Source organism: Acinetobacter sp. GW821-FHT01E09 (genome assembly GCF_059422385.1).
Window position 1 is genome coordinate 1975222 of sequence record NZ_JBWKWU010000001.1, and the last position, 19620, is coordinate 1994841.

Consider the following 19620-nt stretch of genomic DNA (forward strand, 5'->3'; position numbering starts at 1 on the left):
ACGCTAGTTTATAAGGTTTTAATGCATCTATCCGAAATAATATAAACCAGATATTTCGGGATTGATCATTTATTTACTTTGAGCTTAATCATCTAACACTTTAGACAGTCGTTCATTATCTGCTTTCCCAATCTGCCAGTAAGAACAAGCATAACAATCTTCTTTGCCCCAATCACTTTGCTTTCTTAAGATATTACGACATGCGCGTACAGCTTGTAGTTCAGCGGTAATATGTGCAAAACGGCTTGCTGGTAGATTAATGAATTCAGGATGGCGTAACAATTCGTCAGCCAATAAACTTTGCTGAAGCGGGTGCGGATTGAACAGCCATGTTTGCTCTAAATCAGCTTGTGTATGTAGTTCGATTTGATCTTCTACAGTTGCTACTTCTGCAATGACATATACTTTGGCATCAGCTGTTAATTTTTCTAAGATCGCTTGAGTAACTGCAAGTCCAGTCCCATCAGTGATAATGAGATAATGATTCAGCCCTGTAGGGATTGAGTTTTTAGCGGCAGTAGACATGGTTACGCCAATTTGATCTCCAGGTTGGGCACGATCTGCCCAGTGACAAGCCACCGTATCTGTACCATGCATTGCAAACTCGATGGTTAGGGTTTTGTTGACTAAATCAATATCTCGATGGGTATAAGTCCGAATTTCTGGCATCATTTCAGGATTACTGACAATCCATTTACGCTGATTAAAATCAAAATCAGGAATTTCTATTGTGGTTTGATCATGCCTTGGAATAAAAATTTTATTGTTATCACCAATACTGGTGTGTTTGAATTTCTCTACATCTGCACAGTCAAAAATAATACGAACATAGTTTGGACCTAGATATATTTTCTCTTTCACTTGAATAAAAGTGCGATGTGCATTCAGCGCCATGATTTATTCCATATAAATAACAATAATTCTCATTATCGTATCGGCTTTTACATGAAAATGCCACTATTACCGCGAGAGTTGATGATAAAACTGCAAAGATGCTCTATATCCTGCATCAATTAATCATAAACAATTTAATCTATCTATTTGTATTATTCAGTATGAGGAGGAATAACATAAGTCACTGAATCATATTTAGGTTTATTTTTATATTCAGAAATAACTCCACCTAAAGATTCTGCGATATGACGACTGGCATAATTTTCAACAGCTACAGGATAAATAAAATTTTTAAAACTCAAGTTGCCTGAAGCCCAATGAACCATGCTTGTTACCGCATCTTTACCAAATCCTGACTTATGTCGATCTTCTCGAATCCAAATGCCTAATTCAGGTGTTTCCGTTTGTATTTGGTGCAGTCCTGCAAGGCCAAGAAACTCATGATTGGCAATGTTTCTGACGACGAAAATTAACTCATTCCCATCTTTAATATTCTCTAGCCATTTATGCCAGATCTCATCAAACTCTTGACGGCTTTGCGGAGGATCCCAAGACATATATCGAGTCAAGGTGGGAGTAATATGCTGAAATACCTCATCAGCATCTAAAGATGTAAATGGTTTTAAAACAACTTGTGAAAAATGGATCTCTATATTATTCCAGTTCAAAAAAACCTCGAAAATTCAAAATTACAGTTAATTTATCGTATATCAGACAAAAGGTACATGGTTAAAATCAGGATCGGTTTAAGCTAAAAACCAATCCTAAATTGAAGCCAACAATAGGGATGTCGATTCTAATTTTCTAATTCTATTCTGAATATCGAGTTTCATTTTAAATCCTGTATTCATAGCAATCAGAATTTATATTGATCTACTTTAATCAATAACCCGCGGAGTAAAAGGTTTAGTGCTGTTCTTCCAGACTTGAGTCTTTGATTATGGTCGTCACCATCAGCTATCCAAAATGCGGTTTCAGCTAAACTGCCATAAATTAAGCAGGCGAGTGCTTGCGGATCAGCTTGCTCAATGATTCCTTGCTGAATAAGTTGTGCTATCTGTCTTTGCATAGAATCAATACAGTGTTGTTGCGAATCTATAGATGCGCCACCCAATACCGCCCGTGCATCACGCAGTACGATGCGTTGATATTCTGATTCTATTGCCATGTCCAGATAAGTATGACAACGCTGATTAAATCCCGACCAAATATCTTTAGCTTGTTCGGAGATCATATCTAAACGTTGATCCATTTCATGATCGATTTGTGCAACGACTGCAGCAAGTAATCCTTTTTTATCACCAAAATGGTGATACAACGCACCACGAGTGAAACCTGCCTGTGCGGTGAGATCATCCATTGAGGTATCGGCATAACCACGTTCACTAAAGACTTTTCGAGCCATCGTAATTAGTGCAGCACGGGTTTCTTCCATCTCAATACGAGTACGACGAACCATCAACTTCTCCTTACATACGTTTCGTATGATTATTTACATACGCTGCGTATGAATGTATGCTTTATTCATACGCAGTGTATGTATTTTTGCTGAATCCTTATATGTTTGCAAGAGATTGTATTCAGGAGAGTCTGATGATTGGTCCATATAGAGAACTATTTTTTGTCGCGGGGACCCAAGGTTTTGCTTTGGCTGGTTTATTGGCTCGGATTGCCTTACCGATGACCGGCATTGGTATCATTGTTATGTTGTCTCAAATGAGGGGGAGTTATGCGCTGGCAGGTGGAGTATCTGCGGTATTCGTATTGACATACGCATTAGTGTCGCCCCAAGTATCAAAGTTAGTTGATCAATATGGACAAAGCCGCATACTGCCTATCGTAACAACGATCAGCAGTATCGGTTTACTGATATTAGTATTTGCTTCATGGTGGCAGGCAGCTGATTGGACGTTGTTTGTGGGGGCATTATTGGCGGGTTTTATGCCCAGTATATCTGCCATGGTAAGGGCGCGTTGGACGGCAATATATGCTGGACAAGCTCAATTACAAACCGCTTACTCACTAGAAACAGTACTTGATGAAGTCACCTTTATTATTGGCCCGCCATTGTCTGTTGGCTTATCGGTAGCAGTGTTACCACAAGCAAGTTTACTGGTTGCAACATTGTTGTTGATTATCGGTGTATTTTTACTGGTGTTACAACGAGGTACAGAACCCCAAATCGACATACAAGATTTAACTCATAAGCGTTCCAGCTCAATCATAATGCTTGTTCAGATACGCTTGCTGACATTGTTAATGGTTGGAATGGGGATCATTGTAGGCACGATTGATATCGTTAGTGTCGCCTTTGCTGAACATCTTGGTCAGCCTGCAGCTGCTAGTTTGGTGCTTTCTGCATATGCGTTAAGTTCATGTTTAGCTGGCTTATTATTTGGTGCAGTTAAATTGAAAATGTCTTTACAGCATCTTTTATTACTCGGAGGCGTGGCAATTGCAGCGAGTACATTACCCTTATTATGGGTGAATAGTATTACGATGTTGGCAAGTAGTGTTTTACTGGCAGGGGTATTTTTTGCACCGACGATGATCGTTGCAATGGCACTGGTTGAGCGCATTGTGCCAAAACATCGCCTGACGGAAGGTATGACATGGTTACTGGCTGGGTTAAATGTTGGCGTGGCACTAGGAGCAGCAATCTCTGGACAAATGGTTGATGGCTATGGGCTAAGATCGGGTTTTCTCGTTGCATTATGCGCAGGAGGTATGGTGTTGGTGATTGTATTATGGGGACATTACCGTATGGCTAATGACAGCATAGGTAATCACAGCGTAGCCATATCAAATGATCCGTCATGATGATCAGCACAATTTTTTTTGTGTGCTTCCTGGAATGGTCTTCGATTGAGGACTTTAGTTTAAGTAAATGCCATGATTCATAAAAAACCATTTCAGTGACTCAATGCTGAAATGGCTTATGGTGAAATATGAGTGCTTAAGATAGCATTAAAGGATTATATCTAAAGCATATTTTGTTGCTAATAGTGTGTTGGTTTTACTACAAGAGAAAATTCTAATTTTTACCATGACTCTGTGTTAATTACGTTTTAATTGCCCAATTCACTTTTTGCCCATTTCGGATCATCTAACATTTGATGTACACGTTTCTTATCAACATCATTTTCCCATACACCAATCACTAAAGTTGCGACACAATTACCAATCAAGTTGCTTACTGCTCTCAAAATTCCAATCAACCAATCCACTGAAAGGATCAATACCAAGCCTATCGCTGGGATAACAGGAAAACTGGATAAGGTCGCAGCGAGTACAACGATCGCTGATGCAGGAATGCCATGTGCTCCTTTTGAGGTAAATAAGGTGATTAAAAGAATCATGACAAGGTCTGAAATCGTTAGATGAACACCTGTCGCTTGTGCAATAAATACAACAGCAAGGGTAAGATAAATTGAAAAGCCATCTAAGTTAAAAGAGTAGCCTGATGGAATGACGAGGCTTACCGTGGAGTCTTTTATCCCTAATTTTTTTAGTTTATACATCACTTGCGGTAGTACAGAATCAGAAGATGATGTTCCACATACGATGGTGATTTCTTCTCTAAAATAGCGGATGAGCTTAAAAATATTGAAACCTAAGAGTTTTAATACCAGACCAAGTATCACGATCACAAAAAAAATCACAGTTGCATAATAAATTAAGACTAAATAGCCCAGATTAAGTAAAGTTTCTATTCCAAACTTTGCCACGGTAAAAGAAATTGCACCAAAAACGCCGATAGGGGCCAGTTTGATGATAATAGACATGATTTTAAAAATAACTTGAGAGATTTTGTCGATAAAAGAGGCGACAGGTTCACTGACATCTTTAGACAGCATAGATAATGCAACGCCAAATAAAATTGAAAAGACAACCACTTGCAGAATATCATTCCCTGTAAATGCCCCCACAGCGGTTTGAGGAATCATATTTAAAAAGAAATCAGATACGCCTGTAACTGCATGGATATTTTCATTGTACTTGGTCATTTGGGACGCATCTAAAGTTGAAATATCTACGTGCATACCATGCCCAGGTTTAAATATGTAGGCTGCGGCTAATCCTAAAATTAAAGCGATAGTGGTCATTATTTCAAAATAAATCAGCGTTTTTATTCCCACTTTCCCAGCTTTTTTTAAGTCTCCTGCACCATAGATTCCTAACACAATGACACAGAATATAAGCGGTGCAATCAGCATTTTGACAAGTTTGACAAAGCCATTACCAAACACTTGAAAATTGATCGCAATATGAGGCAAAAAGTAACCGAATAAACAACCAATCACCAATGCAATGATCACTTGTAAAAATAAAGAGCGTTTAATAAGCTTCATTGAGGAGATTCATAACTAAAAGGTCACTTGAAAAAGCAATAGTTATGCCATTTTTTGAATGAATAATTTTTGGTCTTTTTTCAGATTTTTTGTTGTTTCGATAATTGATCGTTTAAATATATAGACTGCTTAATAGCAGTATTGGATTATTTATAGATCAAAAAAGCATAAAAATGGATATATAACAAGCTTTAACAGAATGTCCTAAAACATTTAACAATAACAAGCTAAAACTTGTACATCTACGATCGTGTTTTTTGTTAGCTTGAAATATACCGTATTGTTGGAGTAAGAAAATGACTAAAAAAGTATTATTCATCACTTCAAATTCTGGCGTTGAGCATGATGAACTTAAAAAACCTTTAGACTTTTTGACGAGCAAAGGCATAGAAAGCATTCATGCTGCGATTGAATTAAACGATGTACGAACCGTTGTTCATGATGATGAAAAATCGGTGTCATATAGTCCGCATGCGATTTTGGAAAAAGTAGATCCAAGTGATTATGATTTACTGGTTATTCCAGGGGGAACAGTCAATGCTGATCAATTGAGAATTGATGAGAATGCTAAGAAAATCATTCAATCCTTTACAGATCATAAAAAACCGATTGCTGCTATATGTCATGGACCATGGGCTTTAATCAATGCAGAAAGAATTAAAGATAAAAATTTGACTTCATATAAAAGTATTCGTATAGATTTAGAGAATGCAGGTGCAAACTGGGTAGATGAAGAAGTTCATCGTTGTAATACGGGTGGATGGGTACTCATTACATCGCGCAGTCCAGATGATATTCCTGCCTTTAATGAGGCGATATTAAAAGAATTAGAATAAGTGGATAGAGCAGTCTAGGCAAAGTTTAAATTTTTGAGATAGCCCTTTAATCGAGGGTTATTTCATACAATCTTTGAATGTTTTGGGTTTCAATTCCCCATACAGAACCAGATATTCTACGTTGATGATTTTCAAAGCTTTGTCGATTCTCAAACACTTCATGCACGTCCCAAATTAAGGGATTTTGACTTTGTTTAACCTCAAAAGAAACACAACCTTGTTCTTGTCTGGTTAACTTGATATGTTCTGGAAGACACTTTATTACGATATTTAATTCTTCTTCAGAAACACAGATTAACTGACCACTTAGCTTAACCATCGCATTCTCCTTGATAAAATATAGCTGTTGTTTTATGTAGGCGTAGGAAGAGTTTTGCATATATTATAGGGTCTGTTGACAATTCGTCTATGTTTGCGACTACGTGTGTTTTTTAGGCAATACTAGGCGCGAAATACGAAATTTAGTCATTCTAAATGATGAGAAACATCGTTTCGCAAGGTAACACGTAGCGGCAAAAAACACGCTAGTCCCCCCGCTGCGCCTTGCGCTGCAAACAAAGCAGTGCTTTGTTCTTGCTCAGGGTTGTGGCTAAAATTATCTCAGCCTACGTTATGAAACTCGAAAATAGTCTCGCTATTCTCTTCATTTCATGCCTTGCCTGCTCAATTTTAACCTACAACGCAATCCATTTATGAAATCTCAACAGACCCTATTTATTGCGTAAAAATTTAATGTGCATTTTTTATTGGTTGCTTACATAATGCTTATAGAGAAGCGGCAATTAAAATATAAGGTTAATATTTAGAGCGTACATCGGTATATTCCTCTACATAAGAAAATAAAAATTTGTAGGAAAAGTCATAAAAAACGTAAAAGATCGCCACGATAAAATAATATTAAATCATAAAAAAACATGAGCTTTTGAAAGAGCATAAAGGCGATGCTGACTCACTCTAAAAAGCAGTTGACCGCTACGGACTTCAATCTATTTAGATGACCAAGTGGATGAAGTTGCCTAAGTAGAGCACCCATTTTATATTGCACTCATAAATAGCAAGCTTGCATTTTGATTAAAAAAATTTGATCTAAATTATTGCATGTGAGTCTCACATATATAAAAAGAATATAAAAAACAGATGGTTATTTTTTGGCATGAATCCTGCAAATGTAACTCAAACTTGTATACAAGATGGGATTCAAACAATGTACTTAGAAAAAATGAGTGGCTGGACGATTATTGATTGGCAACGGGCTTACCAAACTGGTGAAATTAATATCGAAAAATTGTGTGACTTAGTGAGTGACTTCGATCCGCAGGACAATGCATGGATTTCAATTGCGACTGCTGAGCAAATCAAACAACAGATTGAAGATCTTCAAGTCGATACTCATGACATAGAGAATATTTATAAGCAATTTCCGTTATATGGAATTCCATTCGCAGTTAAAGACAATATTGATGTAAAAGGATTTGTGTCGACAGCGGCATGTAAGATTATTTCTCATCCTGCTCAACAAGATGCCGCACTCGTGCAATTATTAAAAAATGCTGGTGCGGTTGTTGTTGGTAAAACAAATTTGGACCAATTTGCTACAGGATTGGTTGGCACTCGATCGCCTTATGGCGCGGTTAAAAATAGCTTTAATCCAAATTATGTAAGTGGTGGATCAAGTTCAGGTTCAGCGAGCGTAGTGGCTCGTGGTTTGGTGCCTTTTTCATTGGGAACTGATACTGCTGGGTCAGGTCGTGTTCCAGCTGGTTTTAACAATATTGTTGGATTAAAACCAACCAAAGGGCGTTTTTCAAATCATGGTCTATTGCCTGCCTGTAAGACTGTTGATTGTATTTCGATTTTTGCTTTAACAGTCGTAGATGCTGAATATGTAGCCAATCTATTAGAAAAATATGATGCGAGAGATAGTTACTCGCGGAAAAATCCAAAAACAGCACCAGCACGCTTTACCTCAAAACTCAACTTTGCGATACCCGACACTTTAAATTTTTTTGGTGATCGGCAATCAGAACAAGCGTTTAGCCAAGCACTAAAATTACTTGAGTCTTTTCAGGCTTCTATTACAGAGATTGATTTTACTGCATTTGAAAAACTCGCAGTACAGCTTTACCAAGGACCTTGGGTGGCTGAACGAACTGCTGCTTTAGAGGGTTTTATCGAACACAATCCTGAAGCATTTGATCAAACAGTGTTAGAAATTGTTCAACAGGGTTATCAATACACAGCAATTGATGCTTACAACGCAGAGTATCTAAAACAAGATTTGGCACGTGAAATTCAGGAGAAATTAGCTCAATTTGATGCTTTGATCGTACCAACATCACCCACAATTTACACAATCGACGAAATGAAAATTGAACCCATTAAGTTTAACTCTCATTTTGGTACATATACCAATTTCACCAATTTGGCTGATTTAAGTGCACTGGCTTTACCCGCAGGATTTAGAGTGGATGGCTTACCTTTTGGAATTACTTTAATTGCACCTGCTTGGCACGATGCTGCATTAGTTCATTTTGGAAAACTCTGGCAGCGATATCTTGATTTAAAGTTAGGGGCAACACAAGCAAAATTGAAATCTGCTCAACTGGATTTAGCCCGATCTGATCATCATATTCGTGTTGCTGTTGTGGGGGCACATTTAACAGGTATGCCACTGAATTTTCAATTGACCAGCAGAGATGCTGTACATATCGAAACAACCAAAACTGCCAGTAAATATTCTCTATATGCATTGAATGGGACAGTGCCGCCTAAACCCGGCCTTGCTCGTAATGAAGCTGAGGGGAACGCCATTATTGTAGAACTTTGGGATATTCCAACTGCTCGTTTTGGGGAGTTTGTTGCAGAAATCCCGACACCACTGGGTATGGGAAATGTGGAGCTTGAAGATGGTCGCTGGGTAAAAGGCTTTATCTGTGAACCTTATGGTTTGGAGGATGCAGAGAATATCAGTCATTTAGGAGGATGGCGTGCATATATCCAACAGCGAAATAATCCAGCACTAGTTGTATCGAATTAAGGGGGGAAAGCATCATGTTTCATACTGTATTAATTGCAAACCGTGGTGAAATTGCTGTTAGAGCCATTCGAACCTTAAAGAAATTGGGCATCAAAAGTATAGCTGTCTATTCAGACACTGATCGTTATGCTCAGCATGTATTAGATGCAGACCACGCAGTTGCTTTGCAGGGAATTAAGCCCGCAGATACTTATTTGAGTATTGAAAAGTTAATCCGAATCGCAAAAGATACTGGCGCTCAGGCGATTTTCCCGGGCTATGGTTTCCTTTCTGAAAGTGCTGAGTTCTCACAAGCATGTGAAGAAAACGATATTGCATTTATGGGGCCTACAGCCGAGCAAATTTTAGAATTCGGACTAAAACATCGTGCACGTGAACTGGCGGCTATTGCCAATGTGCCAATGACACCCGGAACAGGTTTATTAAATAGTTTAGATGAAGCACTTGAAGCTGCGGAAACAATTGGTTATCCGATCATGCTGAAAAGTACCGCTGGTGGTGGTGGTATTGGTTTAACGCGATGTGACTCAAAAGACGCTTTAATGGAAGCTTATGAAAGTGTAAAACGCTTAGGTGAGCAATTTTTTAAGGATGCTGGGGTCTTTTTAGAACGCTTTATAGATAAGGCACGTCATGTTGAAGTGCAGATATTTGGTGATGGTCAAGGTCAAGTTGTTGCCTTGGGAGAACGGGATTGTTCACTACAACGTCGTAACCAAAAAATTGTTGAAGAAACACCTGCAGCAAATTTACCTGACGCAACACGAAAAAAACTACATCAAGCTGCAATTGAGCTCGGAAAATCGGTTCAATATCGTAGCGCTGGAACCGTTGAGTTTATTTATGATGCAGCACGAGATGAGTTTTATTTCTTAGAGGTCAATACCCGACTTCAAGTTGAACACCCTGTAACAGAGATGGTAACAGGGTTGGATTTAATCGAATGTATGCTAAAAGTGGCAGCAGGGGATCGGTTGGACTGGGATGACTTAGCGCATATACAGCCCCAAGGTGCTGCTATAGAAGTTCGGGTCTATGCAGAAGACCCCGTTAAGAACTTTCAGCCGAGTCCAGGTGTTTTAACTGATGTTTATTTCCCCGAAGGGATTCGAGTTGATACATGGGTATCTACAGGCACTGAAATTTCTCAATATTTTGATCCAATGATTGCCAAGATCATCGTTCATGCTGAAAACCGTGCGGCTGCGATACAAAAGCTGAAACAAGCATTAGCTGAAGCACGCCTCAACGGTATTAGTACCAATCTTGATTATGCGCGTGAGATTATTTCAGATGTTCGCTTTGAAAGTATGCAAATCTGGACACGAATGCTAGATGACTTTAAATATACACCTCGGGTGATTGAAGTGGTTCAGCCGGGGACATTAAGTTCGATTCAAGATTACCCTGGGCGTGTTGGTTATTGGGATATTGGCGTCCCACCATCAGGCCCTATGGATGATTTTGCTTTCCAATTGGCAAATAAAATTGTAGGCAATGATGCTAAAGCTGCAGGTTTTGAATTCACCTTGATGGGGCCTACGTTAAAATTTCATGCTGATACCACCATTGCATTAACAGGTGCGCCGTGTTCTGCATATCTTGATGATCAAGCTATTCATTTTTGGCAACCGATTACAGTCAAGTCTGGGCAGATACTTGAATTAGGTCAGGTTGAATTGGGTTGCCGAACATATCTTTCAGTACGTGATGGTTTGGATGTCCCGGTATATTTAGGCAGTCGCTCGACTTTTGCATTAGGTAATTTTGGAGGTCATGCTGGTCGTACACTTCGTGCAGGTGATACGATTAAAATGGTGAATCCGACTCTACTTACGAATGAATTACCTATTGCCATTGCACAACCACAAGCATTGTCTAATCACTTAATTCCAAGCTATAGCACTGAATGGAAAATCGGCGTGCTATATGGTCCACATGGCGCACCAGATTTCTTTAAACAAGAATATATTGAAGAATTCTTTGCTTCAGAATGGACTGTTCATTTTAACTCAAACCGTTTAGGAATCCGTTTAAGTGGGCCAACGCCAAGTTGGGCACGAGAAAATGGTGGTGAAGCTGGATTACATCCATCCAATGTACACGACTGTGAATATGCTATTGGCGCAATCAACTTTACAGGTGATTTTCCTGTTATTTTAGCTAAAGATGGACCAAGTCTAGGTGGTTTTGTTTGTCCAGTAACCATTGCTAAAGCAGAATTATGGAAAATCGGACAACTTAAAGCAGATGATAAAATCTCTTTTTATCCATTAAGCGTAGAACAAGCGAATCAATTAGAACAACAGCAGCTAGATTTGATTGAAAACTTTTCAACTGCTGTTCCAGATGTAGCCCCTATTTCTAAAGCGGAAATGGGTACGACGATTTTGGCACAAAGAGAGGCTATGCAGCTTTCTCCAAAAACAGTTTATCGTCAAGCAGGTGATAGTTATATCTTACTTGAGTATGGCGACAATATTCTGGACCTCTCGCTTAGATTACGTGTCCACAAATTGATAGAACTGATACGTGCTCGTAATATTGCAGGTATTTTAGAATTATCACCTGGCGTTCGTTCCTTACAAATTAAATATGATGGCTTGATCATCCCACAAAAGAATCTAATTGCTGAACTGCTCTATTTAGAAGAACAAATGGGGGATCTAAGTCAGATTAAAATACCATCACGTATCGTTTATTTACCCATGGCATTTGAAGATAGTGCCACCCTGAGTGCAGTTGAACGATATCAGGAAAGTGTTTGCGCCAAAGCACCGTGGCTTCCAAATAATGTGGATTTTATTCAGCGAATTAATGGTTTGAAACACCGTGATGAAGTTAAACAAATCTTATTTAATGCAAATTATCTCGTGCTTGGATTAGGAGATGTTTATCTGACAGCACCTTGCGCAGTACCCATTGATCCGCGTCAACGTTTGTTAAGCTCTAAATATAATCCAGCACGTACATTTACCGCAGAAGGGACTGTGGGAATTGGTGGTATGTACATGTGTATTTATGGAATGGATTCACCTGGTGGATATCAATTAATTGGTCGCACATTACCAATCTGGAATAAATTTAAAAAGAATAAACAATTTGGTGATAAACAATGGTTTCTGCAATTTTTTGATCAAATCAAATTTTTTGAGGTCTCTGAAGCTGAATTAGATCAGTGGCGTTTAGATTTTGCCAATGGTCAAGCTCAAATTCAAATTGAAGAAACTGAATTTGATTATGCTCAATATTGTAAATTTTTAGAGGATGAAGCTGACAGCATTGAGGTGTTTAAAGAAAAACAGCAGCTTGCCTTTAAGACTGAAGTTGAACGATGGAAAGAAGATTTTATCCATCCAGAAGAAACCCAAGAGGATTACATTGAACAGCAAGATTTTAGTCACTTTGTCGCTTTAAATGCCTCAATGACAGGCAATATATGGAAAATATTGGTTGAACATGGTCAAGTGGTGAAGAAAGGTGAAACTGTAGCGATCATCGAGGCTATGAAAATGGAATTACCTGTATATGCATCTGAAGACGGTATTGTAAAAGCTGTGACTTGTCGCGCTGGTCAGACAGTACATAGTGGTGAGCCATTGGTCTATATGGAATAGGATATGACAGGAATAAAAAATCCTTTAAAAAGCTCAGACAATTTGTCTGAGCTGGTTTACCGAAGAATCAAGAATGATATTTTTGATTTTAAACTGATGCCGAGTGAGCGTTTTACTGAGTCAGAAATTGCTAAAACTTATCAAGTGAGTCGCACCCCTATACGTCAAGCTTTATATCGTTTACAGCAGGAGGGTTATGTCGAAGTTAGTTTTCGAAGTGGTTGGCAGGTAAGACCACTGAACTTTAGATATTATGAAGAACTGTATGATGTTCGCATCATTTTAGAAAAAGCCGCAATCGAAATACTTTGTACTCATATTGGGGAACCATCAATTGAGTTAGTAGTATTAAAAGATTTATGGTGTATCGAACCTGAGGAGTACCTAAAAGACATTAAGGCGCTTTCTCAACAAGACGAAGATTTTCACTGTTCTCTTGTTCGTGCAGCAGGTAATCAGGAAATGGCACGAATACATCGAGATCTGAGTGAAAAAATTAGGATTATTCGACGCTTAGATTTCTCCAAACAATATCGTATAGAGGCAACTTATGCTGAGCATCAGACTATTTTAGGTTTTATTTTTAGAAAAGAGCGGGATTCTGCCTTAAATGCGATTACCGAACATATTAAACAGAGCCGCGATGAGGTAAAGAAAATTACATTGCAAATGCTAGATTCTAGTCAATTTATTTAGACGAAGGGGTTGAACTTGAATAGTTATGAAAAACCGTTCTAGTAGAGTCGATTCTAGAACGGCTTGGTATAATAATGGGAAAATAAAATTATTAAACTTGTACTAAATCATCCTCCAAAATAATTATTTTTTCTGGAATTTCCTGATTATTAGAGAATACTTCAATGTTTTGGTTTTTAGGTGATCCCAATATTGGTTCAGGAGGAAGAATGACACTTGATGATTCAAAACTTCCAATACCTTTGTATATACCAGATTCGGGAAGTTCCAAAGAACTGCCATCTTCAAATTCTAAAACAGCTGTGCCTTTATATGGAAGACTGATTTTTCCTTCATTCAGAATGTTTTCACATGTAATTTTACTATGTGGTGGGATATCTAAATTCGTTGTGAAATTATAGGTAGTAGTTTCGCTGACAGACTCTCCAAAAGTATAAGCAAAACTAACTTCTGTTGAAATTTCCCATTTACCTTTAGCTAATAAAGGAACACCAGCCTCACCACTTGCTTTAACACCAACTTTAACACCTAATGAACAACTCCATGAAGATGTTTTAGTTACTGTTTTAGATTCAGTGTGTGAGCCTTTTTGAGTAATATCACTTTTATTAATAAAAGTGATTTTTGCTACTATTTGAGGTGCCACAGCCGTTTCAAGTTTGGATAAGTCATATGAAACATTTTTTAATTTATAGCTAAGAATATCTAAAGTATAGATAAAGCCTAAAGAATCTATATCTGATCCTGAGTTCCCAAGAATACCGACTAATTTACCACCATTTAGCGAATGAGATTCTGAATCACCAATCGGTGGGATATATAAAGTTTTATTTTTATTAGTTCTTAAGGATATTCCAGAACATCTCCCGTTACGATAATGATTTTTATAAACAATTAAAGATGTAATCGTTTCATCACTTTGAAAAGATATAGATTGATACTTATCAGTTTTACTTCCCTTTAGTGTCAATTCATCTTTAGCCGATAAAATTTCTATACCTCTAATACAGTTTTTATCGAAGAATATTGTTAATTTTTTCACGGCATCTTCTTTTAATTGTATTTTAAAAGGATTACCTCCGTTACCGCCTACTTTTTCGGTTTCACTATATTTATAATTAATAGTCATTTTATATTCCTTTTGGTTTAAGAAGTTATTTTATAAACGACCAAAAGAATTAAAAATATCCCTAGAATTGGGTATTAGATAATTAACATATGAAAAAAATAAGTTACTATGACAATCCTTTAATCTTTAATGATTGTGATGCCTAAGAAATAGCAAGTCGTATCAACTTGTACCTCATCAAACGTATAAATAAATGCTTGTCTAGTTAACTATGACAAGCAATTAATTTGATAACCAGTATTCAGTCTCAATAATGCCAAATGCAATACAAACAAAATGAATACTAAAAGTCTCGAATATCTCTAATATTTTTATTTTTCATCTGCTTTACTCTTCGATGGTCAAAAAATTTAGACAATAAAAAACCCCATAAATCAATAATCTACGAGGTTTAATATGGTGGGCCCGCCCAGACTTGAACTGGGGACCAACGGATTATGAGTCCGCTGCTCTAACCAACTGAGCTACAGGCCCTTCATCAAGTGAATTGATTAATTATCAACTACTTGGAACGTGTGCAATACTATCTAAGATTTTAGAGTTTATCAAGTTTTTTTTACAAGTAGACTGTAGAGAATAGCTTGATATAGTGTTTAGCATTGCGACAGCTAGAGATTCTATATAGGTCAACACCAAGAGTAAAGCTGACAAAGACATTTATTGATCAATTGGAGCTTAGATCTACGATTTATAGAGATAAGGAGTTGATTGGCTTTGTTGTACGTGTAAATAACAGCGATAAAACTTACTATCGCTGAAAGAAAGTTCTTAGTAGATCTGTGCGCACGACTTTGGATTATATGGAAATATCAGTCTAGGGAAAGCGCATGACTTAGCACAGGGGAAATTGCTACAAATGGCATAAGGAATAAATCCCAACCATAAAAAAGCAAAAAATATTAGAGCAGCAACAACAATTAAATATCGAGAAAAAGAAGTCTACGGCAGCTATAGCAAACCAAGCTTTTATGGATTACCTCAATTTAAAGTATCTTCAAGCAAGATCAATTATGGACTATACAATCAAAAATAAGTCATTTAAAAATAGCTGCACATTACTCTAACTTAGCCTTGCCAGCTCGCAAGCATATAGATCACAATCGCAATTAAAAATAGACCCACCAAGAGTAAAATATATTTAGGGATTCTACGCTTTTCTTGTGCTTTTTCTGATCTTTCTTGAGCAGGTGATGAGTTGTTATCATATTGCATATTAACCTCTAAGATTTATCAAGTGATTAATTTATATGGTGGACTAATCTCATCAATACTGTGTGAATAAATGTTGTTCAAAAGTGATCAATGTAGATTAAATGAAAGATTAAGTATTAAATGAAATGATGCTTTAAAATAATGGCTAGTTATTTTTAAAATAAAAACATAGTGTTAATTGGTATTCTATATTGAGTTGAAATAAATAAACAGGGCTTAAATTCACAAGTACTTACAACACTAAACAGCGAATAAAATAATCCATGCTATAAAAACAATGCTTTTATTTAACGTTATATGGAGAGGTGATTATGTCTATAGGTGATAAATCAGCATATACAGCAAAGCAGAAAAGACAAGCGCAACATATTTATGAAAGTGAGAAAAAAAAGGTCGCTCAGATGAAGATGCAGAACGTATTGCTTGGGCGACTGTAAATAAGCAGGATGGTGGTGGGAAAAGAAAAACACAGCATTCTTAACTGATTAAATCCACCTCGGTGGATTTTTTATTTGCTAAATAAACTATTAATTTCTAAAACTAAATGAGAGCATCCTAACGATGATTTTTAAAGTTTACTTATAGGGTTATTTGAAATATTACACAGTTAGTCATTATCCATATTACTACTTATAAATTCTAGAATAGAAAATATATCAACAAGCAAAAAGAGTGAATATTAATATGCAATTCAATATTGGGGGAAACGCCTTGATCTTATCAATGAAGGCGAAAGACAACGCCAATTAAGGTTAGATGAAGATACGAAAGTCTCAAAAAATAAGATTTAATCAAATATAAAACGCTCGATGAATTTCATCGAGCGTTTTATATGAAATAAGTGTCAATCTACTTCAGAACGAGACACCTATAAAATTGAATATAACTCAGTTGTAATAGGCCAAATCTATACTTCTAGCCAAGTGTCTTTAATCTCTTGAGAATCTTTAGTTAAGATAACTTTTTCGCCTTTTATCTCACCAACCCAAGATGTTGGGATGACATGGTGATGTCCATCGCCATGTTTGGTCAGCTTAATTTGGTCTGCTCCAACAAGGTGATCTACCTCACCAACTTTGGTTCCACAAGAGGCAATAACATCGGCATGATTCTTAATACTTTCAACATTGATAGAAGTCATTTGATACTTTCCTATTGAAATGTGATTTGAATATTTACCTTATATGAAATAGGTAGGTGAGTCTTGGTCTGAAATGAAAAGGCTACAAGACAGCCGAAATAATTACTTAATGAATTAAATTTTATACATGGTAATTTTTTGAAATTAATTATAAATGAAGCCATTACAGTATTTAAGTTGCTGTAATGGCTTCAGGTTTTAACAGATAGACTTAGAAACGATAACCTACACCAAGGTAAGTGATTAGTGGGTCGATCTCAATTTTAGTTTTAGCCTGAATAAGCTTTGCATTGTTGTTGGTGTTGAGGACTGTAATGGTTGCAGTATTGTCTAACTTCGCATACGAAATAGAGGCAGTCGCAAACCAGTTTTGTTTAAAGTCATAGGTAAAACCAGCAGTAACAATCGGTGCAATGGCATCAGTAGCATCTACCTTAACTTTCATGTTGCCGCTTGATTGTTTTCCTTCTAGAGAAGCACCTGCTTTACCATCATGAATGTTTTGAATCATATGTCCAGCACGTATCAAATCATTTTCAATTCCTGAATTAATTTCGATCTCGTTGAAGTAGGCATACATTAAACCAGCACCTACAAATGGTCTGAACTTATTGACACCAGATTTACCAAAATAGTACTGCGCTTGTATTGCAGGCGTCCAAGCTCTAGCAGATGCAGCAGTGTTATAACTATCCAAATCTGTAATCAAAAGATTGTTTTTTAAATACAAATCGCCTACTAAGCCTTGAAGTGGCTGAGATGTTGCTGAAAAGGGTGCATAGACAGTACCTTTCCCTTTTAGATCAACTTTTGGTGGAATCCCTGCAATCAATTGAACGGCAACATTGTCAGTGACATTATAAGTAAACATCATACCTAACGTGTCTACATCCTCAACTTCCAAACCAGCATCCGCTGACCAATTGGCAATCCCATTGATTTCAGCAATTCCTGTTAATTGGTCGATTAAGGTTGGGTCGTCTGCCATGATTACATCCAGCAGGTCATCAAATAAATATCGTCCTTCTTCATTACTTGGTGCATTGAGCAAGCTAATTAGGTTGGGATCCATCGCATCAATACGAGATTGATCGACATTATTTAAAATGGTTTGGCCTGTAATTACCCCCACAGCAGCTTTAGTACCATTACCCACAGAGGTATTAATCCTAAAAGGTTGTGCTTTCCCCATTGATGACATATGCAACCAACCCGAAGAAACCGAGAAGCGTTTAAAATCTTCAGCTTGGCTTATTCCCGCAATACACAAGAGTGAGGTAGTAACGATGGCTTTTTGAAAGATCTTTTTTATTTTCACTTTGATTCATCCTTTTAAATACAATCACTGTCTTCTTGACAATGAGATTATTAAAATTACATAAAACAACCAATAAGTAGAGTAAAAACTCTAATTTAAAAATGGTATTAAGACTTAAAAGTTAATAAATAATGATTGAAAAGTAATATAAAAAACATAAAATCATAGAGTTGTTTGAAAATAATGTATTTTTAATTATATTTTTCATATAAATAAAGTATTACAAAATAGTGACATAGTTTTACTTTTTGATAAATTTACTTTACTTTTGATTATATTGAAAAAATTATAAGATAAATTAGTAAATCTAAATTTAATTATTATTCATAGAATATTTTTGATGAATTATCGATATAAGTTGTATTATTTTTCCAACTATAGAATACAACTTATAAAGAAATGAATGATTATAAAACAGTGAATAAAGCATAAAATGATCAGTTAATGTCTATTGATATGCATTTATTTAAAATCCAATACATGTGATTATGATTTGAATCGCCAAAATAATAAGACAGATTATTCCAACAGCATAAGAAATACTGCGCCATGGTTGAATTGCACAGAGATAGGTGACTGTATGTGTGATTCTTGCAATCGTAAAAATACAAAAGACCCAGACAATGAAATCACTGCTTAGGTTTAATACGATACAAAGCCCTCCAAGCAGCCAAAACACGGGAATATTTTCTAGATCATTTGCCCAAGCTTGGCTGGCTCTGGTCACTTGTGGTAGTTCTTCGGGTCTGGCTTGAACACTGACAAAATTAGCATCTTCGGTATTTTTAAACGCTTTATTCTTTATACGATAAAATCCTTGATAACAAGAGATTGCAAGCATTTTAAAAAAAAGCAAAACCACACAAAATGCATAGATATGTAGTAGATTATTCATAGATCCCCATTTATTTTATATGCTTTAGGAAGTACTTAATTAAGTGTATCTATTTAAAGTGATTTTTTAACTTTGTCGAGCGAAATTTTTTAGAAGCAGTTTTAATGTTTGATGGCTCTGATTTAATTTTTAGAGGGGAGGTAAAATAAAAATGAATGATTAGAAACTTAACCACAATTGAAAATTAATTGGATAGTTCTAACAATGATCTAAGTTTTGAGTCAATGAGAGCTGCTGCTGAGTGTGTTGCGGTATACGATGATCTAGCGAAGTTTGTGGCTATTGAGCGGGAATAATATGCAGTGTTACTTTTTTCGTTTTTCTAAATAAATTTCAAATACGCTCCATGTACAAATCAAAACAAAGACTAAGGCACTTACACCAAATAGGGGCATCAACATATTGCAATCCTTTTGCAGATAAAATTTTGGAGCTTATGGCGCAATTAAGACTAAAGTCTAAATGATTTTAACAAGATAAAAAATATTGATTT

At 36.6% G+C, this 19620-nt stretch carries 15 protein-coding genes, 1 tRNA gene and 1 pseudogene; 6 read left to right on the forward strand and 11 right to left on the reverse strand.

The features are described from left to right. Positions 1–84 precede the first annotated feature (84 nt). From AC07U8_RS08940 to AC07U8_RS08950, 3 genes are all read right to left on the reverse strand, one after another. Positions 85–894 (reverse strand): siderophore-interacting protein, encoded by an 810-nt coding sequence (locus tag AC07U8_RS08940; RefSeq protein WP_494737723.1) that lies wholly within the window; start codon positions 892–894, stop codon positions 85–87. A 152-nt stretch (positions 895–1046) separates the two neighbouring features. Continuing rightward, positions 1047–1562: a GNAT family N-acetyltransferase gene (locus AC07U8_RS08945; RefSeq protein WP_494737724.1), complete on the reverse strand. Its 516-nt coding sequence runs from the start codon at positions 1560–1562 to the stop codon at positions 1047–1049. 188 nt (positions 1563–1750) lie between these two features. Then, complete coding sequence (locus AC07U8_RS08950; protein ID WP_494737725.1) at positions 1751–2353, reverse strand: TetR/AcrR family transcriptional regulator; 603 nt, start codon at positions 2351–2353, stop codon at positions 1751–1753. Positions 2354–2487: 134 nt separating this feature from the next. On the opposite strand from AC07U8_RS08950, the gene AC07U8_RS08955 reads away from it, so the two are divergent. After that, positions 2488–3714: an MFS transporter gene (locus tag AC07U8_RS08955; RefSeq protein WP_494737726.1), complete on the forward strand. Its 1227-nt coding sequence runs from the start codon at positions 2488–2490 to the stop codon at positions 3712–3714. Between the two features lie 248 nt (positions 3715–3962). Here the strand turns inward: AC07U8_RS08955 and dctA are convergent, their stop codons facing one another. Further along, the gene (gene dctA, locus AC07U8_RS08960; RefSeq protein WP_209826303.1) at positions 3963–5246 is read right to left on the reverse strand and encodes a C4-dicarboxylate transporter DctA; all 1284 of its coding nucleotides are present in this window, start codon (positions 5244–5246) and stop codon (positions 3963–3965) included. Between the two features lie 296 nt (positions 5247–5542). On the opposite strand from dctA, the gene AC07U8_RS08965 reads away from it, so the two are divergent. Then, positions 5543–6082 (forward strand): type 1 glutamine amidotransferase domain-containing protein, encoded by a 540-nt coding sequence (locus tag AC07U8_RS08965; RefSeq protein WP_151802038.1) that lies wholly within the window; start codon positions 5543–5545, stop codon positions 6080–6082. A gap of 46 nt (positions 6083–6128) precedes the next feature. Here the strand turns inward: AC07U8_RS08965 and AC07U8_RS08970 are convergent, their stop codons facing one another. After that, the gene (locus tag AC07U8_RS08970; RefSeq protein ID WP_096733956.1) at positions 6129–6401 is read right to left on the reverse strand and encodes a putative quinol monooxygenase; all 273 of its coding nucleotides are present in this window, start codon (positions 6399–6401) and stop codon (positions 6129–6131) included. 885 nt (positions 6402–7286) lie between these two features. Here AC07U8_RS08970 and atzF point away from each other — a divergent pair. The 3 genes from atzF to AC07U8_RS08985 are packed head-to-tail and all read left to right on the forward strand — an operon-like array spanning position 7287 to position 13432. Further along, positions 7287–9119 (forward strand): allophanate hydrolase, encoded by a 1833-nt coding sequence (atzF, locus tag AC07U8_RS08975; RefSeq protein ID WP_209826569.1) that lies wholly within the window; start codon positions 7287–7289, stop codon positions 9117–9119. A gap of 14 nt (positions 9120–9133) precedes the next feature. After that, positions 9134–12736, forward strand: coding sequence for an urea carboxylase (uca, locus tag AC07U8_RS08980; RefSeq protein ID WP_494737727.1), 3603 nt, complete (start codon positions 9134–9136; stop codon positions 12734–12736). A gap of 3 nt (positions 12737–12739) precedes the next feature. Beyond that, complete coding sequence (locus AC07U8_RS08985; protein ID WP_151802035.1) at positions 12740–13432, forward strand: GntR family transcriptional regulator; 693 nt, start codon at positions 12740–12742, stop codon at positions 13430–13432. Between the two features lie 91 nt (positions 13433–13523). On the opposite strand, the gene AC07U8_RS08990 is transcribed toward AC07U8_RS08985, so the two are convergent. The 3 genes from AC07U8_RS08990 to AC07U8_RS09000 form a co-directional block, all read right to left on the reverse strand. Next, positions 13524–14561 (reverse strand): jacalin-like lectin, encoded by a 1038-nt coding sequence (locus AC07U8_RS08990; protein ID WP_096733959.1) that lies wholly within the window; start codon positions 14559–14561, stop codon positions 13524–13526. Between the two features lie 397 nt (positions 14562–14958). Beyond that, positions 14959–15035, reverse strand: a tRNA-Ile gene (locus AC07U8_RS08995). A gap of 591 nt (positions 15036–15626) precedes the next feature. Beyond that, positions 15627–15773 carry a hypothetical protein gene (locus AC07U8_RS09000; protein ID WP_494737728.1) on the reverse strand — a complete coding sequence of 49 codons (147 nt, stop codon included), beginning with the start codon at positions 15771–15773 and terminating at the stop codon, positions 15627–15629. Between the two features lie 311 nt (positions 15774–16084). Between AC07U8_RS09000 and AC07U8_RS09005 the strand changes: the two are divergent. After that, a pseudogene (locus tag AC07U8_RS09005) lies at positions 16085–16254 on the forward strand (hypothetical protein). Between the two features lie 426 nt (positions 16255–16680). On the opposite strand, the gene AC07U8_RS09010 reads toward AC07U8_RS09005, so the two are convergent. From AC07U8_RS09010 to AC07U8_RS09020, 3 genes are all read right to left on the reverse strand, one after another. Next, the gene (locus AC07U8_RS09010; protein ID WP_494737729.1) at positions 16681–16914 is read right to left on the reverse strand and encodes a DUF2171 domain-containing protein; all 234 of its coding nucleotides are present in this window, start codon (positions 16912–16914) and stop codon (positions 16681–16683) included. Positions 16915–17125: 211 nt separating this feature from the next. Beyond that, positions 17126–18232: an OmpW/AlkL family protein gene (locus tag AC07U8_RS09015; RefSeq protein ID WP_004821080.1), complete on the reverse strand. Its 1107-nt coding sequence runs from the start codon at positions 18230–18232 to the stop codon at positions 17126–17128. Positions 18233–18698: 466 nt separating this feature from the next. Next, on the reverse strand, positions 18699–19127 hold the full coding sequence (locus AC07U8_RS09020) for an MAPEG family protein (RefSeq protein WP_494737730.1): 429 nt from the start codon (positions 19125–19127) through the stop codon (positions 18699–18701). Positions 19128–19620: the final 493 nt, after the last annotated feature.